The sequence below is a fragment of the Paenibacillus sp. Mc5Re-14 genome (genome assembly GCF_001049835.1).
GTDB lineage: Bacteria > Bacillota > Bacilli > Paenibacillales > Paenibacillaceae > Paenibacillus > Paenibacillus polymyxa_C.
The window spans coordinates 4,795,457-4,810,070 of the sequence record NZ_CVPD01000001.1; the positions used below are offsets into that span (position 1 = coordinate 4,795,457).

The 14,614-nt window shown below is 41.8% G+C and carries 15 protein-coding genes and 1 pseudogene; 10 read left to right on the top strand and 6 right to left on the bottom strand.

The window, feature by feature from the left end; translation table 11 throughout:
- The first annotated feature begins 208 nt into the window (after nucleotides 1-208).
- The 3 genes from BN1546_RS21715 to BN1546_RS21725 are packed head-to-tail and all read left to right on the top strand — an operon-like array spanning nucleotide 209 to nucleotide 1,725.
- On the top strand, nucleotides 209-640 hold the full coding sequence (locus tag BN1546_RS21715; RefSeq protein ID WP_014600020.1) for a MerR family transcriptional regulator: 432 nt from the start codon (nucleotides 209-211) through the stop codon (nucleotides 638-640).
- Entirely contained in the window at nucleotides 621-998 is a 378-nt protein-coding gene (locus tag BN1546_RS21720; RefSeq protein ID WP_058829796.1) for a carboxymuconolactone decarboxylase family protein, read from the top strand. Before BN1546_RS21715 ends, BN1546_RS21720 begins: the two co-directional genes overlap by 20 nt.
- A 16-nt stretch (nucleotides 999-1,014) precedes the next feature.
- Nucleotides 1,015-1,725, top strand: coding sequence for a metal-dependent hydrolase (locus tag BN1546_RS21725; protein WP_058829795.1), 711 nt, complete (start codon nucleotides 1,015-1,017; stop codon nucleotides 1,723-1,725).
- Between the two features lie 288 nt (nucleotides 1,726-2,013).
- Here the strand turns inward: BN1546_RS21725 and BN1546_RS21730 are convergent, their stop codons facing one another.
- From BN1546_RS21730 to BN1546_RS21745, 4 genes are all read right to left on the bottom strand, one after another.
- A complete protein-coding gene (locus BN1546_RS21730; RefSeq protein ID WP_058829794.1) occupies nucleotides 2,014-2,508 on the bottom strand; it encodes an arsinothricin resistance N-acetyltransferase ArsN1 family A in 495 nt (164 codons plus the stop codon).
- Between the two features lie 24 nt (nucleotides 2,509-2,532).
- Entirely contained in the window at nucleotides 2,533-3,324 is a 792-nt protein-coding gene (locus tag BN1546_RS21735; protein ID WP_058829793.1) for an arsenite methyltransferase, read from the bottom strand.
- Nucleotides 3,325-3,385: 61 nt separating this feature from the next.
- The gene (locus BN1546_RS21740; protein ID WP_058829792.1) at nucleotides 3,386-3,565 is read right to left on the bottom strand and encodes a hypothetical protein; all 180 of its coding nucleotides are present in this window, start codon (nucleotides 3,563-3,565) and stop codon (nucleotides 3,386-3,388) included.
- A 61-nt stretch (nucleotides 3,566-3,626) separates the two neighbouring features.
- Complete coding sequence (locus tag BN1546_RS21745) at nucleotides 3,627-4,076, bottom strand: MarR family winged helix-turn-helix transcriptional regulator (protein WP_090738815.1); 450 nt, start codon at nucleotides 4,074-4,076, stop codon at nucleotides 3,627-3,629.
- 131 nt (nucleotides 4,077-4,207) lie between these two features.
- On the opposite strand from BN1546_RS21745, the gene BN1546_RS21750 reads away from it, so the two are divergent.
- From BN1546_RS21750 to BN1546_RS21770, 5 genes are all read left to right on the top strand, one after another.
- The gene (locus BN1546_RS21750) at nucleotides 4,208-4,558 is read left to right on the top strand and encodes an ArsR/SmtB family transcription factor (RefSeq protein ID WP_058829790.1); all 351 of its coding nucleotides are present in this window, start codon (nucleotides 4,208-4,210) and stop codon (nucleotides 4,556-4,558) included.
- A 146-nt stretch (nucleotides 4,559-4,704) separates the two neighbouring features.
- Nucleotides 4,705-5,994 (top strand): arsenical efflux pump membrane protein ArsB, encoded by a 1,290-nt coding sequence (locus tag BN1546_RS21755; protein ID WP_058829789.1) that lies wholly within the window; start codon nucleotides 4,705-4,707, stop codon nucleotides 5,992-5,994.
- A gap of 25 nt (nucleotides 5,995-6,019) precedes the next feature.
- A complete protein-coding gene (gene arsC, locus BN1546_RS21760; protein WP_090738816.1) occupies nucleotides 6,020-6,439 on the top strand; it encodes an arsenate reductase (thioredoxin) in 420 nt (139 codons plus the stop codon).
- A gap of 31 nt (nucleotides 6,440-6,470) precedes the next feature.
- Nucleotides 6,471-6,908: a protein-tyrosine phosphatase family protein gene (locus tag BN1546_RS21765; RefSeq protein ID WP_090738817.1), complete on the top strand. Its 438-nt coding sequence runs from the start codon at nucleotides 6,471-6,473 to the stop codon at nucleotides 6,906-6,908.
- 241 nt (nucleotides 6,909-7,149) lie between these two features.
- On the top strand, nucleotides 7,150-8,418 hold the full coding sequence (locus BN1546_RS21770) for a DNA polymerase IV (protein WP_058829786.1): 1,269 nt from the start codon (nucleotides 7,150-7,152) through the stop codon (nucleotides 8,416-8,418).
- Between the two features lie 516 nt (nucleotides 8,419-8,934).
- Here the strand turns inward: BN1546_RS21770 and BN1546_RS21775 are convergent.
- Nucleotides 8,935-9,828: pseudogene (locus BN1546_RS21775) on the bottom strand (DNA polymerase IV); the annotation flags it as partial.
- A 180-nt stretch (nucleotides 9,829-10,008) separates the two neighbouring features.
- Here BN1546_RS21775 and BN1546_RS21780 point away from each other — a divergent pair.
- Nucleotides 10,009-12,534 (top strand): transglycosylase domain-containing protein, encoded by a 2,526-nt coding sequence (locus BN1546_RS21780; RefSeq protein ID WP_090738819.1) that lies wholly within the window; start codon nucleotides 10,009-10,011, stop codon nucleotides 12,532-12,534.
- A 176-nt stretch (nucleotides 12,535-12,710) separates the two neighbouring features.
- Here the strand turns inward: BN1546_RS21780 and BN1546_RS21785 are convergent, their stop codons facing one another.
- Complete coding sequence (locus tag BN1546_RS21785; RefSeq protein ID WP_013371828.1) at nucleotides 12,711-13,124, bottom strand: YhjD family protein; 414 nt, start codon at nucleotides 13,122-13,124, stop codon at nucleotides 12,711-12,713.
- 304 nt (nucleotides 13,125-13,428) lie between these two features.
- Between BN1546_RS21785 and BN1546_RS21790 the strand changes: the two genes are divergently transcribed.
- On the top strand, nucleotides 13,429-14,355 hold the full coding sequence (locus BN1546_RS21790; protein WP_090738820.1) for a DMT family transporter: 927 nt from the start codon (nucleotides 13,429-13,431) through the stop codon (nucleotides 14,353-14,355).
- Nucleotides 14,356-14,614: the final 259 nt, after the last annotated feature.

The window sequence follows — 14,614 nt, forward strand, 5'->3', positions numbered from 1 at the left end:
TCAGTATATCGAAGCTATATTTTATGGACAATATGTATCTCGAAAAGTGCGATATTCTATTTACAAAAACAAAAACGGAACTTATCCGTAATAATCGGTGCCAGATAAGTTTTGAAAGTCTACAAATTTCCAAAAGAGATAGCTTGACTTAGAGTAAACTTAAAGGTGTAAGATGGGTCCAAGTCGACAACAAAAGGAGTTCCTTGAAATGAATATTAAAGAAGTTGCGGAAAGAACCGGACTTTCTGCACATACCATTCGATTTTATGAAAGAAGTGGGTTGATTCCAAAAATAAAGAGAAACGATAGCGGAATACGAGAATTTACGGATTCTGAAGTAAACTTTCTTATGTTTATGGTAACTCTCAAAAAAACAGGGATGTCCCTTGAAGATATTTCGGAGTTTACAAAAGAAGGCTGCATACTGGAACGTTTGGAATCCGGAGAGATGCCCAAAGAGCCAGTTAGCAATCGACTTTCAATTCTTATGGATCATCAGAATAAGTTACTTGAACAACAACAAAATATTGAATTACTTATTAATGCCGTAGCTCAAAAAATTTCATTCTACGAAAAGTACATTGAGGGCACGGGTAAAAAAGAAACGGAGGATTTTGAAGATGATGGAAAAAAGATATGAAGTCGGTTTACAATTAATGAATGAGGTTGTCGGAGAATTTGGAGGTCATACTCGTGATTTTTTGAAAGGAGTTGCCCCTGATTTTGAACGTTTCTTAGTTGAATTTCCATTTGGTGACATCTATAGCAGACCGGGATTGGATCTGAAATCTCGTGAAATTGCGACGATCGCTGCTTTAACCGCTCTTGGTTACGCAATTCCTCAAGTGAAAGTTCATATTAATGGTGCCTTAAATGTTGGATGCACAAAAGAAGAGATTGTAGAGATAATGATGCAAATGGCAGTTTATGCTGGTTTCCCCGCCGCTTTAAATGGACTAAATGCGGCTAAGGAAGTTTTTACAACTAGAAATTTATAAAAGGGGGAGCATCAACATGTTAAACCGGAATATTTCTTTTACTTGGCTTGGTTTTGGCGGATTTTATATAAAGACACCCGGAAATAAAGAAATACTTATTGATCCATGGATTAAAAACAATCCCTCCTGCCCCGAAACGATTAAAAACATTGAAAAAGTAGATTACATTTTATTCACACATGCACATCGAGATCATGCTGAAGATGCCGTTTGGCTTGCGCAAACGACAGGTGCGATGGTATTGGCGGGTTGGGAATTGGCATTTATTCTTCAGAAAAAAGGTGTCCAAAATGTTGTTGCGATAAATAAAGGTGGAACTCGAAAATTAGGAGACATTGCGGTTACTGCTGTACATGCAGACCATTCCTCAGCTTTCGTTGATGATGATCAGATTATCTATGGTGGGGAGCCAATGGGGTACGTAATCAAATTCGAAAATGGATACACGGTCTATCACGCTGGGGATACAAACGTATTTGGCGATATGGCTCTAATTGCGGAATTATACGAGCCAGAGCTGGCACTATTGCCAATTGGCGATGCTTATACGATGTCCCCTCGAGAGGCGGCTAAGGCAGTCCGCCTTCTAAATATAAAAAATGTAATCCCGACACATTTTGGCGTATTTGATTTTTTAACCGGTCGACCAAGCGAACTTTCTGCTATGCTTTCTGATATTGAAGATTTAACGGTTTATGATATATGTCCTGGTGATACTATTCAGTAAAAAACAGGTTTGTGAACGGAATTTTCCCGGTGCTGGAAGATAGAAACTATAATTAAATAACAAAGTGAGCAGTCAATTAGTTTTGGACTGCTTTTTTTATAGTTGTTAGAAAAGAAATTAAATACGTTGCCTTTGGTAACAGCTGACTACTAATAAAATTGAATAACATTCCATCTACTTTGCGGGTGGTATCAGCTTCGCTGGTACTACCCCATTTACATTGAACATACTTTATTTTGGTTAGATAACGAGAGGAAGCCCTTTTAATGGGGCTTGCTCTTTCATGAACTATATCAGTTTTTCCATAATCATAACGTCTATATACTGGCCGTCCATAACCCCTTGTTTTTCAAAAATGCCGACTTTACGGTAACCCATTTTTCGATAAAGCATCTGACCGTTTTCATTAAAGGGAAAGGTGAATAGGACGATCTTATAAAAATTGTTTTTCTTGGCCTCTTTCTCTAATTCCGAATGAAGCGTACTACCAACGCCTTTACTGCGGAAGGTTCGGTCTACGTAAATTGATAGGTCTGCTACACCATCATAAGCACAACGTCGAGAATAACGATTCAAGGAAGCCCACCCAACCACAATTCTGTCCGACTCTGCGACCAAAACGGTGTAGCGGTTTTGATGTTCTCTAAACCAGTTAACCATATAGTCGACGTCTTTGGCTTCCGTCTCTAGTGTAGCTATCCGATCTTCAATCCCCTGATTGTAAATGTCTAGAATACGATCCAGGTCTTCTGAGGTTGCTGTTCGAACGTTCAATATTGGCATGCTGATCCCCCACCCATAAGCACATTAGGCTTTCTTGGCCTTTATGATCGCAGAAACAATGTAATTATCCACGTTTGCACCAGGTAACCAATCTTTGATGAATGATTTGGACTCATCTTTAGGCTCGATGCTAATACTGGTAAATCCACTCTGCAGAAGCATGGACTTCACTTCTTCCAATGAAGAGGCGCCGGAAATACAGCCGGAATACAACTCGCTCAGGTCATTTTTTATTTCAGAAGGAAGCTCTGCAGTAGTAATAATATCGGAAATTGCTAGTCTGCCGCCCGATTTCAGAACACGAAAGGCTTCGTTGAAGACCTGCTGTTTATCCGGTGAAAGGTTGATCACACAGTTGGAGATAATCACATCTACTGTGCCATCTGCTACTGGCAGATGTTCGATTTCTCCTAAACGAAAATCAGTGTTTGTGAAATTCCCTTTAACTGCGTTACTGCGGGCCCGACTGACCATATCTGGGGTCATATCGACTCCGATGACTTTACCGTTCCCTCCTACTTGTCGTGAGGCCAAAAAGCAGTCAAATCCGCCACCGCTGCCCAAATCCAAGACGATTTCACCGACTTTTAATTCAGCAATAGCTTGCGGGTTACCACAGCCAAGCCCGAGATTTGCTCCTTGGGGAACAGCTGTTAACTCCTCTGTGGAATAACCCATTTGTGATGAGAGGGCATCCACATCGGACGGGGCCCCACAGCAGCTACCTGCTGCGGGGGGATTGACTTCCTTAACGGCAATTTGTTGGTAATGCTTCCGTACATTTTGGCGGATCTCATTATTCGTAGGTTTATTCATCGCAAAACACTCCTTTAAATTGGATAGATGGAACAGAATTTTAACAGCTATTAAGTTTTAGTTAGCAGCAAGGCGTGCAGCAGATGGAGGTTTGCACTGGCTTAGGAAGAAAAAAGTCAAAAGATAACCGGCTTTTTTTAGAATTTGCATGTGACCATTTCCAAACGGATTGAGATCGGTACTGCTTTTCCAGTTCATGAGCTTTCATCAGGTATTCTGCAACATAGATGTTTTCATTCATTTTTAATACCTCCAACGATTTGAATTTGATAATTGTAATTTGCAAGTATAAGGAGTGAGTATTATCCTTTCACCGGAAAACAACATTTGCTGGATTGAGCCATAGCATCATTAAAGAGTTGTACGGACCGAATCACCGTTTCTCGCTCAAAGTCGGTCAAATACAAAAAAACTTCATTTAAGTAGTCATTCATTTGTGTGTCGATGGTGGTCGCTACATATTTACCTTCCACGGTGAGGGACAAGGTATAGACTCTACGATCACTAGGGTCCGGCGTTTTCTCAACCAGGTTCATCTTGGTTAAGCTCTGAACCTGTCTACTAAATGTGGTGATATCGGTTCCAAGGGTTTCAGCAATTTGCTGCATGGAAGGTTTGTGCTGGCGATCAATTTCATAAAGAATATGGCTTTGAACCGGAGAAATGTCGTGCCCACCAACCGTACAACAGTTTTTGTTCAGTAAGCCTAAACGACGGGTCATGTTTTGAAATAACTCTCGTGTATTTTCCATGTATGTTTCACCTCATGCCTTAGTTATATATTATTAATTTGCAAATTGCAAGTAATATTCTTTGTTGATTTCAAAATGAATTTGAATTAGCATATAAGCATATAGTTATATATATGGAAGGAGGCTACGCATTGGAGCAACTTGGTTATGTAGCCGATCATTTAAAGCTTTTGGGGGATAAAACCCGGCTGGCAATGCTTTCTCTATTGAGAGAAAAAGAATGGTGCGTCTGCGAATTTGTAGATATCTTTGATATGTCGCAGCCTGCCATTAGCCAGCATTTGAGAAAATTAAAGTCGCAAGGGATGGTTAAAGAAGAAAGACGAAGTCAGTGGGTATACTATTCCTTAAACGTAGACGACAAACCACATATTCAAGCTGTTCTTGAGTGTATGCCGGATTCAAAGCGGATTTTAAAATGGCTGAATAAAGAGGGACCCATAGCAACTTGTGGACCGGATTCCTCAGGCTGCTCTTCCTAAAGGTTGTTCAGTTTATCTCCTTGCGGGGATAAATGTTGCCTTCAATATAAGTATATGGTTATAAGATTATGGATTACAAAGAGGAGGAATCAGAAAAACGAGAAGATGAGGACTACGGATATCTTGGCTAATGGAGGTTTTGAACATTGGTTTGGTTGGCATGCATTATATTTTTAGCCACTTTAGTGTTGGTGATCTGGCAGCCTAAAAATTTGTCTATTGGCTGGTCTGCCTGCGGAGGAGCTGTACTTGCTCTACTGGTAGGTGTCGTCGATTTGCATGATGTTTGGGAAGTGACTCAAATTGTCTGGAATGCAACCCTAGCTTTTGTGGCCATCATTCTGATTTCGTTGGTGCTTGATAAAATTGGATTTTTCGAATGGGCGGCGCTTCACATGGCACGAGCTGCACGGGGAAGCGGAACTCGGATGTTCGTGTATGTGACCATTCTTGGAGCTGTTGTCGCTGCTTTTTTTGCGAATGATGGTGCGGCCTTAATTCTGACACCCATTGTTCTAGCGATGGTTCGAGCACTTAAATTAGATGAGAAAATGGTTTTTCCGTTTATCATAGCGAGTGGTTTTATTGCAGATACGACGTCGCTTCCGCTTGTAGTCAGCAACCTGGTGAACATTGTATCAGCCGATTTTTTTGGTATCACGTTTATGGAATATGCGGGTCGTATGGTCGTACCTAATTTATTTTCCTTATTGGCTAGTATTGTAGTTCTGTATCTCTTTTTCCGCAAAAGGATTCCAAAAACGTTTGATGATGCACAATTAATGGCACCTACAGAAGCGATTAAAGATCCAAAAATGTTCCGTATGTCCTGGATTGTTCTTGTGGTGCTGTTGATTGGCTACTTTGCATGCGAATTTTTTAGTATTCCTGTCTCAGTCGTAGCCGGTATCATAGCCATCTTTTTCTTGCTGCTGGCGAGAAAAAGTCCTGCGGTACCGTTGAAAGAAGTCATCAAGGGTGCTCCATGGGCAATCGTATTTTTCTCTATCGGCATGTATGTAGTGGTGTATGGTCTGCGTAATGCCGGTTTGACGGATCTGCTGGCTCATGTGATTCAAGCGGCTGCCGATCAAGGTATGTTTGTAAGCACCATGGGCATGGGTTTTATCGCGGCGGTTATCTCGTCGTTGATGAATAACATGCCTACGGTCATGATTGATGCACTTGCCATTAATGCCACCCATACGACTGGAATGGTCAAAGAAGCGCTGATTTACGCTAATGTAATTGGATCGGATTTGGGTCCGAAAATAACTCCGATTGGTTCATTGGCCACATTGCTATGGCTACATGTGCTTAGCTCTAAAGGTGTGAAAATATCTTGGGGAACTTATTTTAAAACAGGCATTGTTTTAACGATCCCTACTCTTTTTATTACGCTATTAGGCTTGTATCTGTGGTTAGTCATTTCATAATTGAACATTAAAGGAGACGTTTCCCATGGAGAGAAAGACAATTTACTTTTTGTGTACTGGTAACTCTTGCCGGAGTCAAATGGCAGAAGGATGGGGTAAGAAATATCTAGGTGACAATTGGAACGTATATAGTGCAGGCATTGAGGCGCACGGCCTTAATCCTAAAGCGGTGCAAGCGATGAGTGAAGTAGGTATCGATATTTCTGGTCAAACTTCGGATATTATTGATCCTGTCTTGCTGAACAGCGCCGATCTGGTGGTGACGCTGTGCGGGGACGCGGCCGATAAATGCCCTATCACTCCTCCACAAGTTTGCCGTGAGCATTGGGGATTTGATGATCCGGCCAAAGCTGAAGGATCGGAAGAAGAGAAACGGGGCGTCTTTCAGCGGGTTCGTGACCAGGTAGGAGAACGCATTAAACAATTTGCAGAAACCGGAGAATAGCAGTTCCTGCTATGAACTCGATAGAAGGAGAATGATTAAGGTGAATTATCACGCGCTTGTTGATAACAAAGTATATATTGGCGGAGAAAGTGCATTGCTTCAAGTTCTTCGGGAGCAAGATATCACGGATGTTTTTGATCTGCGAGATAACGGTACTGTGGCAGAAGGATTTCCGGCGAAAGTAACACGTCACCATTATCCGATTGTGGAACATGAGACTGGGCAAGAGGCTTCAGTACAAGCCGCTATTCAGGCGGTAAAAGAAGCAGTGAACAGCGGTAAGACCGTGTATTTCCATTGTGCTGGCGGACGGAATCGTACAGGAACCGTAGCAACTGGAGTCTTACTTGAGCTGGGTGTCGCTTCCACAGTGGAAGAGGCTAAGGCCTTGGCCAAAGAAAAACGTCCGGATATCAATATCAAGCAAGAGATGCGTGATGTGTTGAAAGGTCTTTATCCATCCAAGTAATTAAATCGATATGGCAAAGGGACTATTTCCAATGGGAGATAGTCCCTCTTTAGTTTTTTGACAATAAGGAGCACGTTTCTTTGACTTCATTACCTATGGAGAAAATTTAAACTCCCCAATCTTTTCATTTGCAAATCATACAAGCCCTATAAATTACCTGAATACAGAACTAGTGTTTGGTATTATAATAATTAAGAATGTATGTTCGTATATACGTAATCGGTTTTTTGGAGGATACAGCATGACTAAAACAACTGAGCGGACAATTCTTTTAGCGGATTGTCAGAGTTTTTATGCGAGTGTAGAAAAAGCTTCTTACCCAGAGTACAAAAATAAACCGCTTGCGGTAGCAGGCGATCCTGCACGCAGATCTGGAATTATTTTAGCGGCATGTCCTATGGCCAAAAGTTTCGGGGTGTCTACAGCAGAACGGCTCGGTGAAGCCCTTAAGAAGTGTCCTGAGCTTGTGATCGTTCGTCCCCGTATGAAGCATTATATTGATGTCTCTTTAGCAATTACGGATATATACAAGGAATACACTGACTTGGTAGAGGTGTTTAGTATCGATGAGCAGTTTCTGGATATTTCGGGGAGTTTTAAAATTTTTGGAGACTCTTTAAGCGTTGCAAGAGAAATTCAAAAAAAGGTTCTTTTACAAACCGGGGTTTGGGTACGAATAGGAATCAGTTCCAACAAGATTCTTGCCAAAAGTGCAACCGACATTTGGGCTAAAAAAAATAAGAGCGGTATATTCACGTTGCCCAAGACAAAAGTAGAGCAGCTACTCTGGCCGCAGCCAGTTAATAAAATGTTTGGGGTAGGTTCGCGGATGTCGTCCCATTTTGAGCGGCTTGGTATGACAACCATTGGCGATATTGCCAGAATGTCTTTGTCAGAGCTTAAGACCAAATTTCGTGCTCGTTTTGGAAAACAGTCGGATATACAGGCGGAGGTCATGTGGAAAACTGCCAATGGCTTAGATGAGAGTCCTGTGACTTCACATACCTTAAGTTCCCCGCAAAAGTCGATAAGTCATATGATGACCCTACCCCAGGATTATTTGGAACCAAATGAAGTAGACACAATATTGCTTGAACTCTCGGAAGAAGTTTGTCGAGACAGTCGCCGTAAAGGGTATATGGGCTCTGTCGTGACTGTCAGTTGTACTTGTAGTCCATATGAAGCACCTACCGGATTTTCAAGGCAAATGAAGCTTCCAGATCCGACTAACAATACGAATAAAGTGTACAACCAAGCAAAAAAAATATTTTATAATTTTTGGAACGGTATGCCGATACGACGCTTAGGTGTTACATTAAGTGGGCTGGTTGACAACCAAACTTATCAGCTTTCCTTCTTTGAGGATCATGAGCGTATCCGTTCCCTCGAAGAAGCAACAGATAAAATTAAAGAACGCTATGGTAGCGCAGCTATCGTAAGAGCGTCCTCTTTGACCCACGCTGGTCAGGCACTGGAGAGATCCCTAAAAATCGGGGGGCATTATAAATAAACAGTTCAGGAATAAGGAAGAGACCAATATCTACCACTATGCGTTTAGAATGCTACTTTAAGGATAATACCATAAATCAATAATTAAAGTAAAAATATATGTTTATATTACTAAAGGAATATAATGTATAAAATGTGCCAATTTATAATGAGAGTGTAGAAAATAAATGAGAAGAACATTGAATAATCTTTCTCAACATTTTAGTCGAAAATAGTCTGAAATACTCTATTAAGTCCTTAAAAGATACTATCCAGATCAGGTTAAAGAAATTGGAAAATCATTTAAGTGAGATGGAGAAAAATTAGAAAAGAGGATATATCTAATTGTTCTGAAAGTAGTGAAAATAAATTGAAAAAGCGGTGAATAAACTTTTGTTCACACATTATCGCAGAAATGAGCATAAATCTTTTTATTTATGCTCATTTTTTATTTATGCTCATTATTCAACTGCCCAAAAATACTGTTTTTTCGGGCGAATAATGAATTTTTAAATTTATGCACATCTATTCTTATATTGATACCCAAAAGAACGGTTTCCACTTCCGCAGGCTGGAGATAGTCTCGGGGAAGAGTCATCATATGACCGATGGATTTAGGAGGTGTCTCAAATGTTTCCGGCTTAACCGGGCTATGATCGATCCCGTTAGCAGTTCGCCATATCACCTCTGCCTGTATGTTGGACTGTTTGCCGAAATGAGAGCGGAATCTGTCCTGAAGCCGGGGTAAGGGAGTACGGGCGATGTCCCCAATGGTATACAGTCCAAGCCTCTCCAAATGTCGTTCCATACGCGAACCGATACCGAACATAAGACGTACTGATTGGGGCCACAGCAAAGTTGCAATGTCAGACGCAGGCAACAAGAAAATGCCGCTGTCATTTTTTTTAGCCCATATATCTGTTGCGGTTTTAGCCAGCATTTTATTGGGACCGATACCAATTCGAATCCATACTCCTGTTTGTGCGAGCACTTTCTGCTGAATTTCACTTGCAATGCTCATTGGATCTCCGAACAGGGAGAGACTTCCGCTCATATCTAGAAATTGTTCATCAATGCTGAAAACCTCAACCAAATCCGTATATTCATTATAAATTTCTGTTATTTTTAATGAGACATCGATATAATGCTGCATGCGCGGGCGTACAATGATAAGGTCAGGACATTTTTTTAGAGCTTCCCCCAGACGTTCTGCAGTGGATATACCAAGTTTTTTTGCCAGCGGACACGCAGCTAAAATAATGCCTGAACGAAGTGCAGGGTCACCGGCCACAACGAGCGGCTTATGTTGGTAGGTGGGATTATCCGCTTTTTCGACGCTGGTGTAAAAGCTTTGGCAGTCCGCTAGAAATATGGTTCTACTTCCACGCTCCTTCAAAATGTTGACCTCCTCCCCTGATATGTAATTGATCATATTCCAAAATATTCTTGAACGTATACTCTTATAGTAGTATTATATACAGAACAAGTGTTCCTAACACAAATGTATTTTTTGGAACATTACAGTTTACGGGAAACCTAGCATGGCGTATCATATTATCTTGAACAAAAACAAGTGGAAATGAATGAATATTGAGGGGAGAAAACCATTTTTATGAACCCAAAACGTCGACCATCATCTCAAAAACGCAGTAGGTGGCGCATTTTTGGCAGAGTTTTGCTGATTAATATCAAGTGGTTCTCGCTTGCGGGTGTACTTGGAGTGCTGTTTGCCGGAGGTCTTATATCCGGTTATGTGGCGGCACTGGTTCATGATGAACCTGTACGATCACGTCAATTGATATATGAAAAGGTAAATGAGAATGCTCTGACCAGCTTTGTATTTTTTAATGATCAGGTAACTCCGGTTGGAAGAATGCGCATGGAGGAGGACCGACAGCTCGTTGACCTGAAGGATGTTCCTCAGTCCATTGTGGATGCCCTCATTTCAACGGAAGACAGCCAATTTTATGAGCACCATGGTGTAGATTTAAAGGGGACGGCTCGTGCTGTCAAGCAGAAGCTTTTGAATGAAAACCGCCAAACTGGCGGCAGCACACTGACACAGCAGGTAGCCCGAAGAGTTTTCCTGAGTCTGGATAAAACGGACAGCCGAAAGGTGAAGGAAATGCTGCTGGCACTACGTATGGAGCGTTTTATGGGCAAAGACAAAATATTGACGGCTTACTTAAATAAAATGCCTTTTGGTAATGGTTCCGCTGGTTACAATTTGTATGGAATCAAGTCTGCTTCGTTAGGGATTTTCAATGTAAGCGACCTACATAAGCTTCATATTGCTCAAGCGGCTTATTTGGCAGGTCTTCCACAGCTGCCATCTGTTTATTCCGCTTTTGATGGTAAAGGGAATTTTGATGAAGAAGGTTTCAATAAAGCGATGGAGCGCCAACGCGTTGTGTTGGGAAGAATGCTGGCAACAGGCAAACTCACGCTGTCCGAATATAACGAGGCGCTTCAATTTGATGTGAGAGCGACCCTTGCCCCACATCGCGAAAAAAGCTATAATACATTCCCTTATTTGATGCTGGAAACAGAGCGGGAGGCCGCACAGTTGTTAGCACTCCAGCAAAATCCGAATCTCACAGCAGCCGAGATTTCTAAGCCTGAGCATGCTGAACTTCTTCAAAATACGCGAGAAGAGTTGCAACGATCCGGCTATCGAATTTATACAACGATAAATAAAAAAATTTATAGCAATATGCGGCAGATTGCAGCCAATCCACAAAATTTTTCTCCATACAGTAAGAAGAAGGGGCTAGAACAGATTGCAGCAATCATGATTGATCATAAGACAGGGGCTATCCTCGGTATGATCGAGGGCCGGGATTTTAATACCGAGCAAATGAACTATGCAACTCAAATGACACGTCAGCCGGGTTCTGCCATAAAGCCTATTGCTGCTTACTTACCTGCTTTGGAGAAGGGCTACACTCAGCCCGCCGGTCTTATTGATGATTCACAAATCATATTGAAAGACGGACGTAAGGGTTATCATATTCCTAAAAATTATAACAGAAGGTATGAAGGGCTTATGACAGCCCGTGAAGCACTCAATCGGTCAATCAACATCCCTGCACTGAGGCTGTTTTTATATGAAGTTAAAATTCCAAACGCTTGGAATTTTGTGCGTTCTCTTGGAATTACAACGATTCAACCACAGGATGAACATGCTCAAACAGGAGTGCTAGGTGGACTTAGTAAGGGGGTATCCGTCGAGGAACTGACCGCAGCATATGGGACAATTCCCAATATGGGCGTGTATAATGCCCCTCACTTGATCAGTAAAATTACAGATGCCAACGGTAAGATTGTATATGAATTTAAACCACAGACAAAGCGTGTATATTCGCAGCAAACCGCATTTTTGATGACGGATATGCTCAGAACCGTTATATCAGACCCGAGAGGAACTGGCAAACGTCTGCAAAAAGCTTTTAAAAGCTACGGTACCATTGATATCGCGGGTAAAACGGGTACGACACAGAACTTTGGTGATGTGTGGTTTATGGGATACACACGTGACGTTACGCTAGGCGTCTGGGCTGGTTATCGCCAACAGGTTAATACATTATCTCAAGAAGGTCACACCAGAGCACAGTCTGTGTGGGCACTGATCATGAATGAGGCGGTCAAGGACCAGCCTGAGCTTTTTAAGCATAAGCATTTTATACAGCCGGAAGGCGTTGTGAAAGTTACAGTATCTAGTCTTACAGGTAAGCTGCCAGGGCGTTATTCTCGCCAATCGGGTCACCTCGTGACTGACTGGTTTAACCAAAAGTATGTGCCGACCGAAGTCGGAAGAGAACAGCTTCCACGTTCTGCTAGACCAGTAGTTCCGTCCAAACCAGAGGTCAAGAAAGAAGATGTCCCTGAGGTTAAGGTGCCTGCAACAGATCAAGAGGAGCTTCCACCAGAGGAAACATCTCCTGCTGTTCCTGACACAGATGCAGAGATCGAACCGCTTGATGAGAATAACGATGTGCCATCAACAGATACATCGCAACCTTCTATTGAAAGCGAACCGGAGACACCTTCTGAATCAGAGAACCAGAGTGGTGCTCCAAAAACTCAGCCTGACGAGGTTATCTATCCTGAACCAACGGCTGATCAATCCAACAACTAAGCAACACGGGCGATCAGTCTGTTGTAATTATGAGTAGAGCCAGCATTTTATGCGGCTCTGCTCTTTTTTTTCATATTTTAGATTTCTCCTTTTTGAAAATACGAGCCAAATTATTTGCTATGTAACCAATGGGCTTTAAAATCTTCTCTTTGTTTAGGCAAGTAGGCAAGGCGAGATTATAAGGGGGCATAGTCTTGGGTCAGATCAATTCCCAGGTAGTATCCGAGTTTACGCCGAACCTCACTGCGGGCAAAGGATGAAAGCATGAAAAATCGCCTTTGGTAACCGCGGCATACATACAAAACCTCTACGCCTTCATGATTTCGGATTTCGCTGTATATTTTCACTCCCTGTCTTTTCATTCGCGCTTTTGTTTCTGCTAATTGAACAGTTATGCGCTGTTGTACTTCAGTCAGGCTACGAATATACAAATCGGGCATTTTTAGAGGAGAGATATTCATAATACGAATGTCTCGTTCCAACACATCTAGCACAAGAGTTAGAAGTACACACATCTTGATCAGTCCTGCGTCTTCTTCAGAAGGCAAAGGAGCTTTATGCTTGTTATCAAGTACCTTTTTGTTTGTCATAAATATCTCCTTTACTTGGAGTAAAATTACAATATATAATAAGTATATAGAACACACGTTCTGTATATACCTCATCATAGAGATTTTTCTATTGCCAAAGCAATCATCAATTATTGGAAAAGGGGCAGGGAGCCCTACTTCCATGTGCCATTGCCTAAAGGTTCTTTCGTATATGACCGATGACAGTCAAACAGAGTTTGTGTTAAGCTGATGGATAAAAAACCTTACATAGAAGGGGATAGTGTTCTGCTAGCGGTCATTTTTACTATTTAACTTAAGAAAGTAGAGAAAGAAGGTTTACATATTGTCACGTTCGTTATATGTAGCTTTATTATTGTTGAGCCTTATTTGGGGCGGTTCCTTTATGTTTATTAAGGTGTTATTGCTACATCAAGTAGGACCGTGGACCATTGTATTTCTGCGCTCCAGCTTTGGTCTTATTTTTATCGTCTTATTAATGCTTCTTATGCGCAAGCCGTTTAAAATCAAAAGCATTCCGTGGAAATCGGTTATTCTGGTAGCATGTGTCAACATGGTTTTACCATGGACATTGATTGGTTTTAGTGAGACCAGAATAGCTAGCAGCATGGCTTCTGTATTGAATGCGACCACGCCAATATGGACTATGTTGGTGGGCCTTGTCTTCTTCGGAGCTATATTTCATCGCCTGCAGTGGTTAGGAATGGGGCTCGCTTTTATAGGAATTATTATTTTATTGGGTATTAATCCTGCCTCTATTATTTCTGTTGATCCTGTAGGTTTTGGATGTATGCTGCTTGCGACTCTCTGCTACGGATTTGGAACACAGCTCTCCAAACGTTTTCTCTCCAATCTTTCCATGTATCAGGCTACCTTTGCGACACTGTTTGGTGCGACAGCAGGGGGTGGTATTATGATGGCAATTGTAGAGAGACCGGATTTGTCGATCGTTTCTGTTCCAGGAGTATTGGGTTCCCTCATAGGGCTAGGAGTTTTGGGATCAGGGGTAGCATATATCTTGTTCAACTATATGATTTTGCGCGGGAGTGCGGAATTCGCTTCTTCGGTAACGTATTTTGTACCCGTGAGCGCCATCGTATGGGGCTTTTTACTTCTGAATGAGCATATCGGCTGGAACGTGCTGACCGGGCTGCTTCTTATACTCGGGGGCGTATTTATGGCCAATCAGCGCAGAACAGCCAAACTAAGGGTAATAGCTCCAAGTGAAAATAAAACTCACTCAGGTCATTAAGTGTGTATTCGCCAAACCTTTGGTATAATGCGTCAACTCGCACATACAATAAAGCATGCTCGCACATAAAATAAAATATGGTGCAGCAAAAAAAGCAAGCTGTTTAGCAGGTGACAAGGTGTGGTATAATAAATTATAGAATTATATGCACCACAGAAATGTCGGAGTTTTATTCCACAAAAGAAAGGATCAGGATACCATGTGTCCCCGAAGGATACTTCCCCAAAGGACGATTTGGAAACGATTTGATCTGTCTTAT

Coding starts and splice junctions, on each gene's coding strand:
- BN1546_RS21770 (WP_058829786.1), top strand. CDS start 7,150: ATGACTAAAACAACTGAGCGGACAATTCTTTTAGCGGATTGTCAGAGT.
- BN1546_RS21745 (WP_090738815.1), bottom strand. CDS start 4,076: ATGGAAAATACACGAGAGTTATTTCAAAACATGACCCGTCGTTTAGGC.
- BN1546_RS21730 (WP_058829794.1), bottom strand. CDS start 2,508: ATGCCAATATTGAACGTTCGAACAGCAACCTCAGAAGACCTGGATCGT.
- BN1546_RS21740 (WP_058829792.1), bottom strand. CDS start 3,565: ATGAATGAAAACATCTATGTTGCAGAATACCTGATGAAAGCTCATGAA.
- BN1546_RS21765 (WP_090738817.1), top strand. CDS start 6,471: ATGATTAAGGTGAATTATCACGCGCTTGTTGATAACAAAGTATATATT.
- BN1546_RS21715 (WP_014600020.1), top strand. CDS start 209: ATGAATATTAAAGAAGTTGCGGAAAGAACCGGACTTTCTGCACATACC.
- BN1546_RS21780 (WP_090738819.1), top strand. CDS start 10,009: ATGAACCCAAAACGTCGACCATCATCTCAAAAACGCAGTAGGTGGCGC.
- BN1546_RS21735 (WP_058829793.1), bottom strand. CDS start 3,324: ATGAATAAACCTACGAATAATGAGATCCGCCAAAATGTACGGAAGCAT.
- arsC (WP_090738816.1), top strand. CDS start 6,020: ATGGAGAGAAAGACAATTTACTTTTTGTGTACTGGTAACTCTTGCCGG.
- BN1546_RS21720 (WP_058829796.1), top strand. CDS start 621: ATGATGGAAAAAAGATATGAAGTCGGTTTACAATTAATGAATGAGGTT.
- BN1546_RS21725 (WP_058829795.1), top strand. CDS start 1,015: ATGTTAAACCGGAATATTTCTTTTACTTGGCTTGGTTTTGGCGGATTT.
- BN1546_RS21785 (WP_013371828.1), bottom strand. CDS start 13,124: ATGACAAACAAAAAGGTACTTGATAACAAGCATAAAGCTCCTTTGCCT.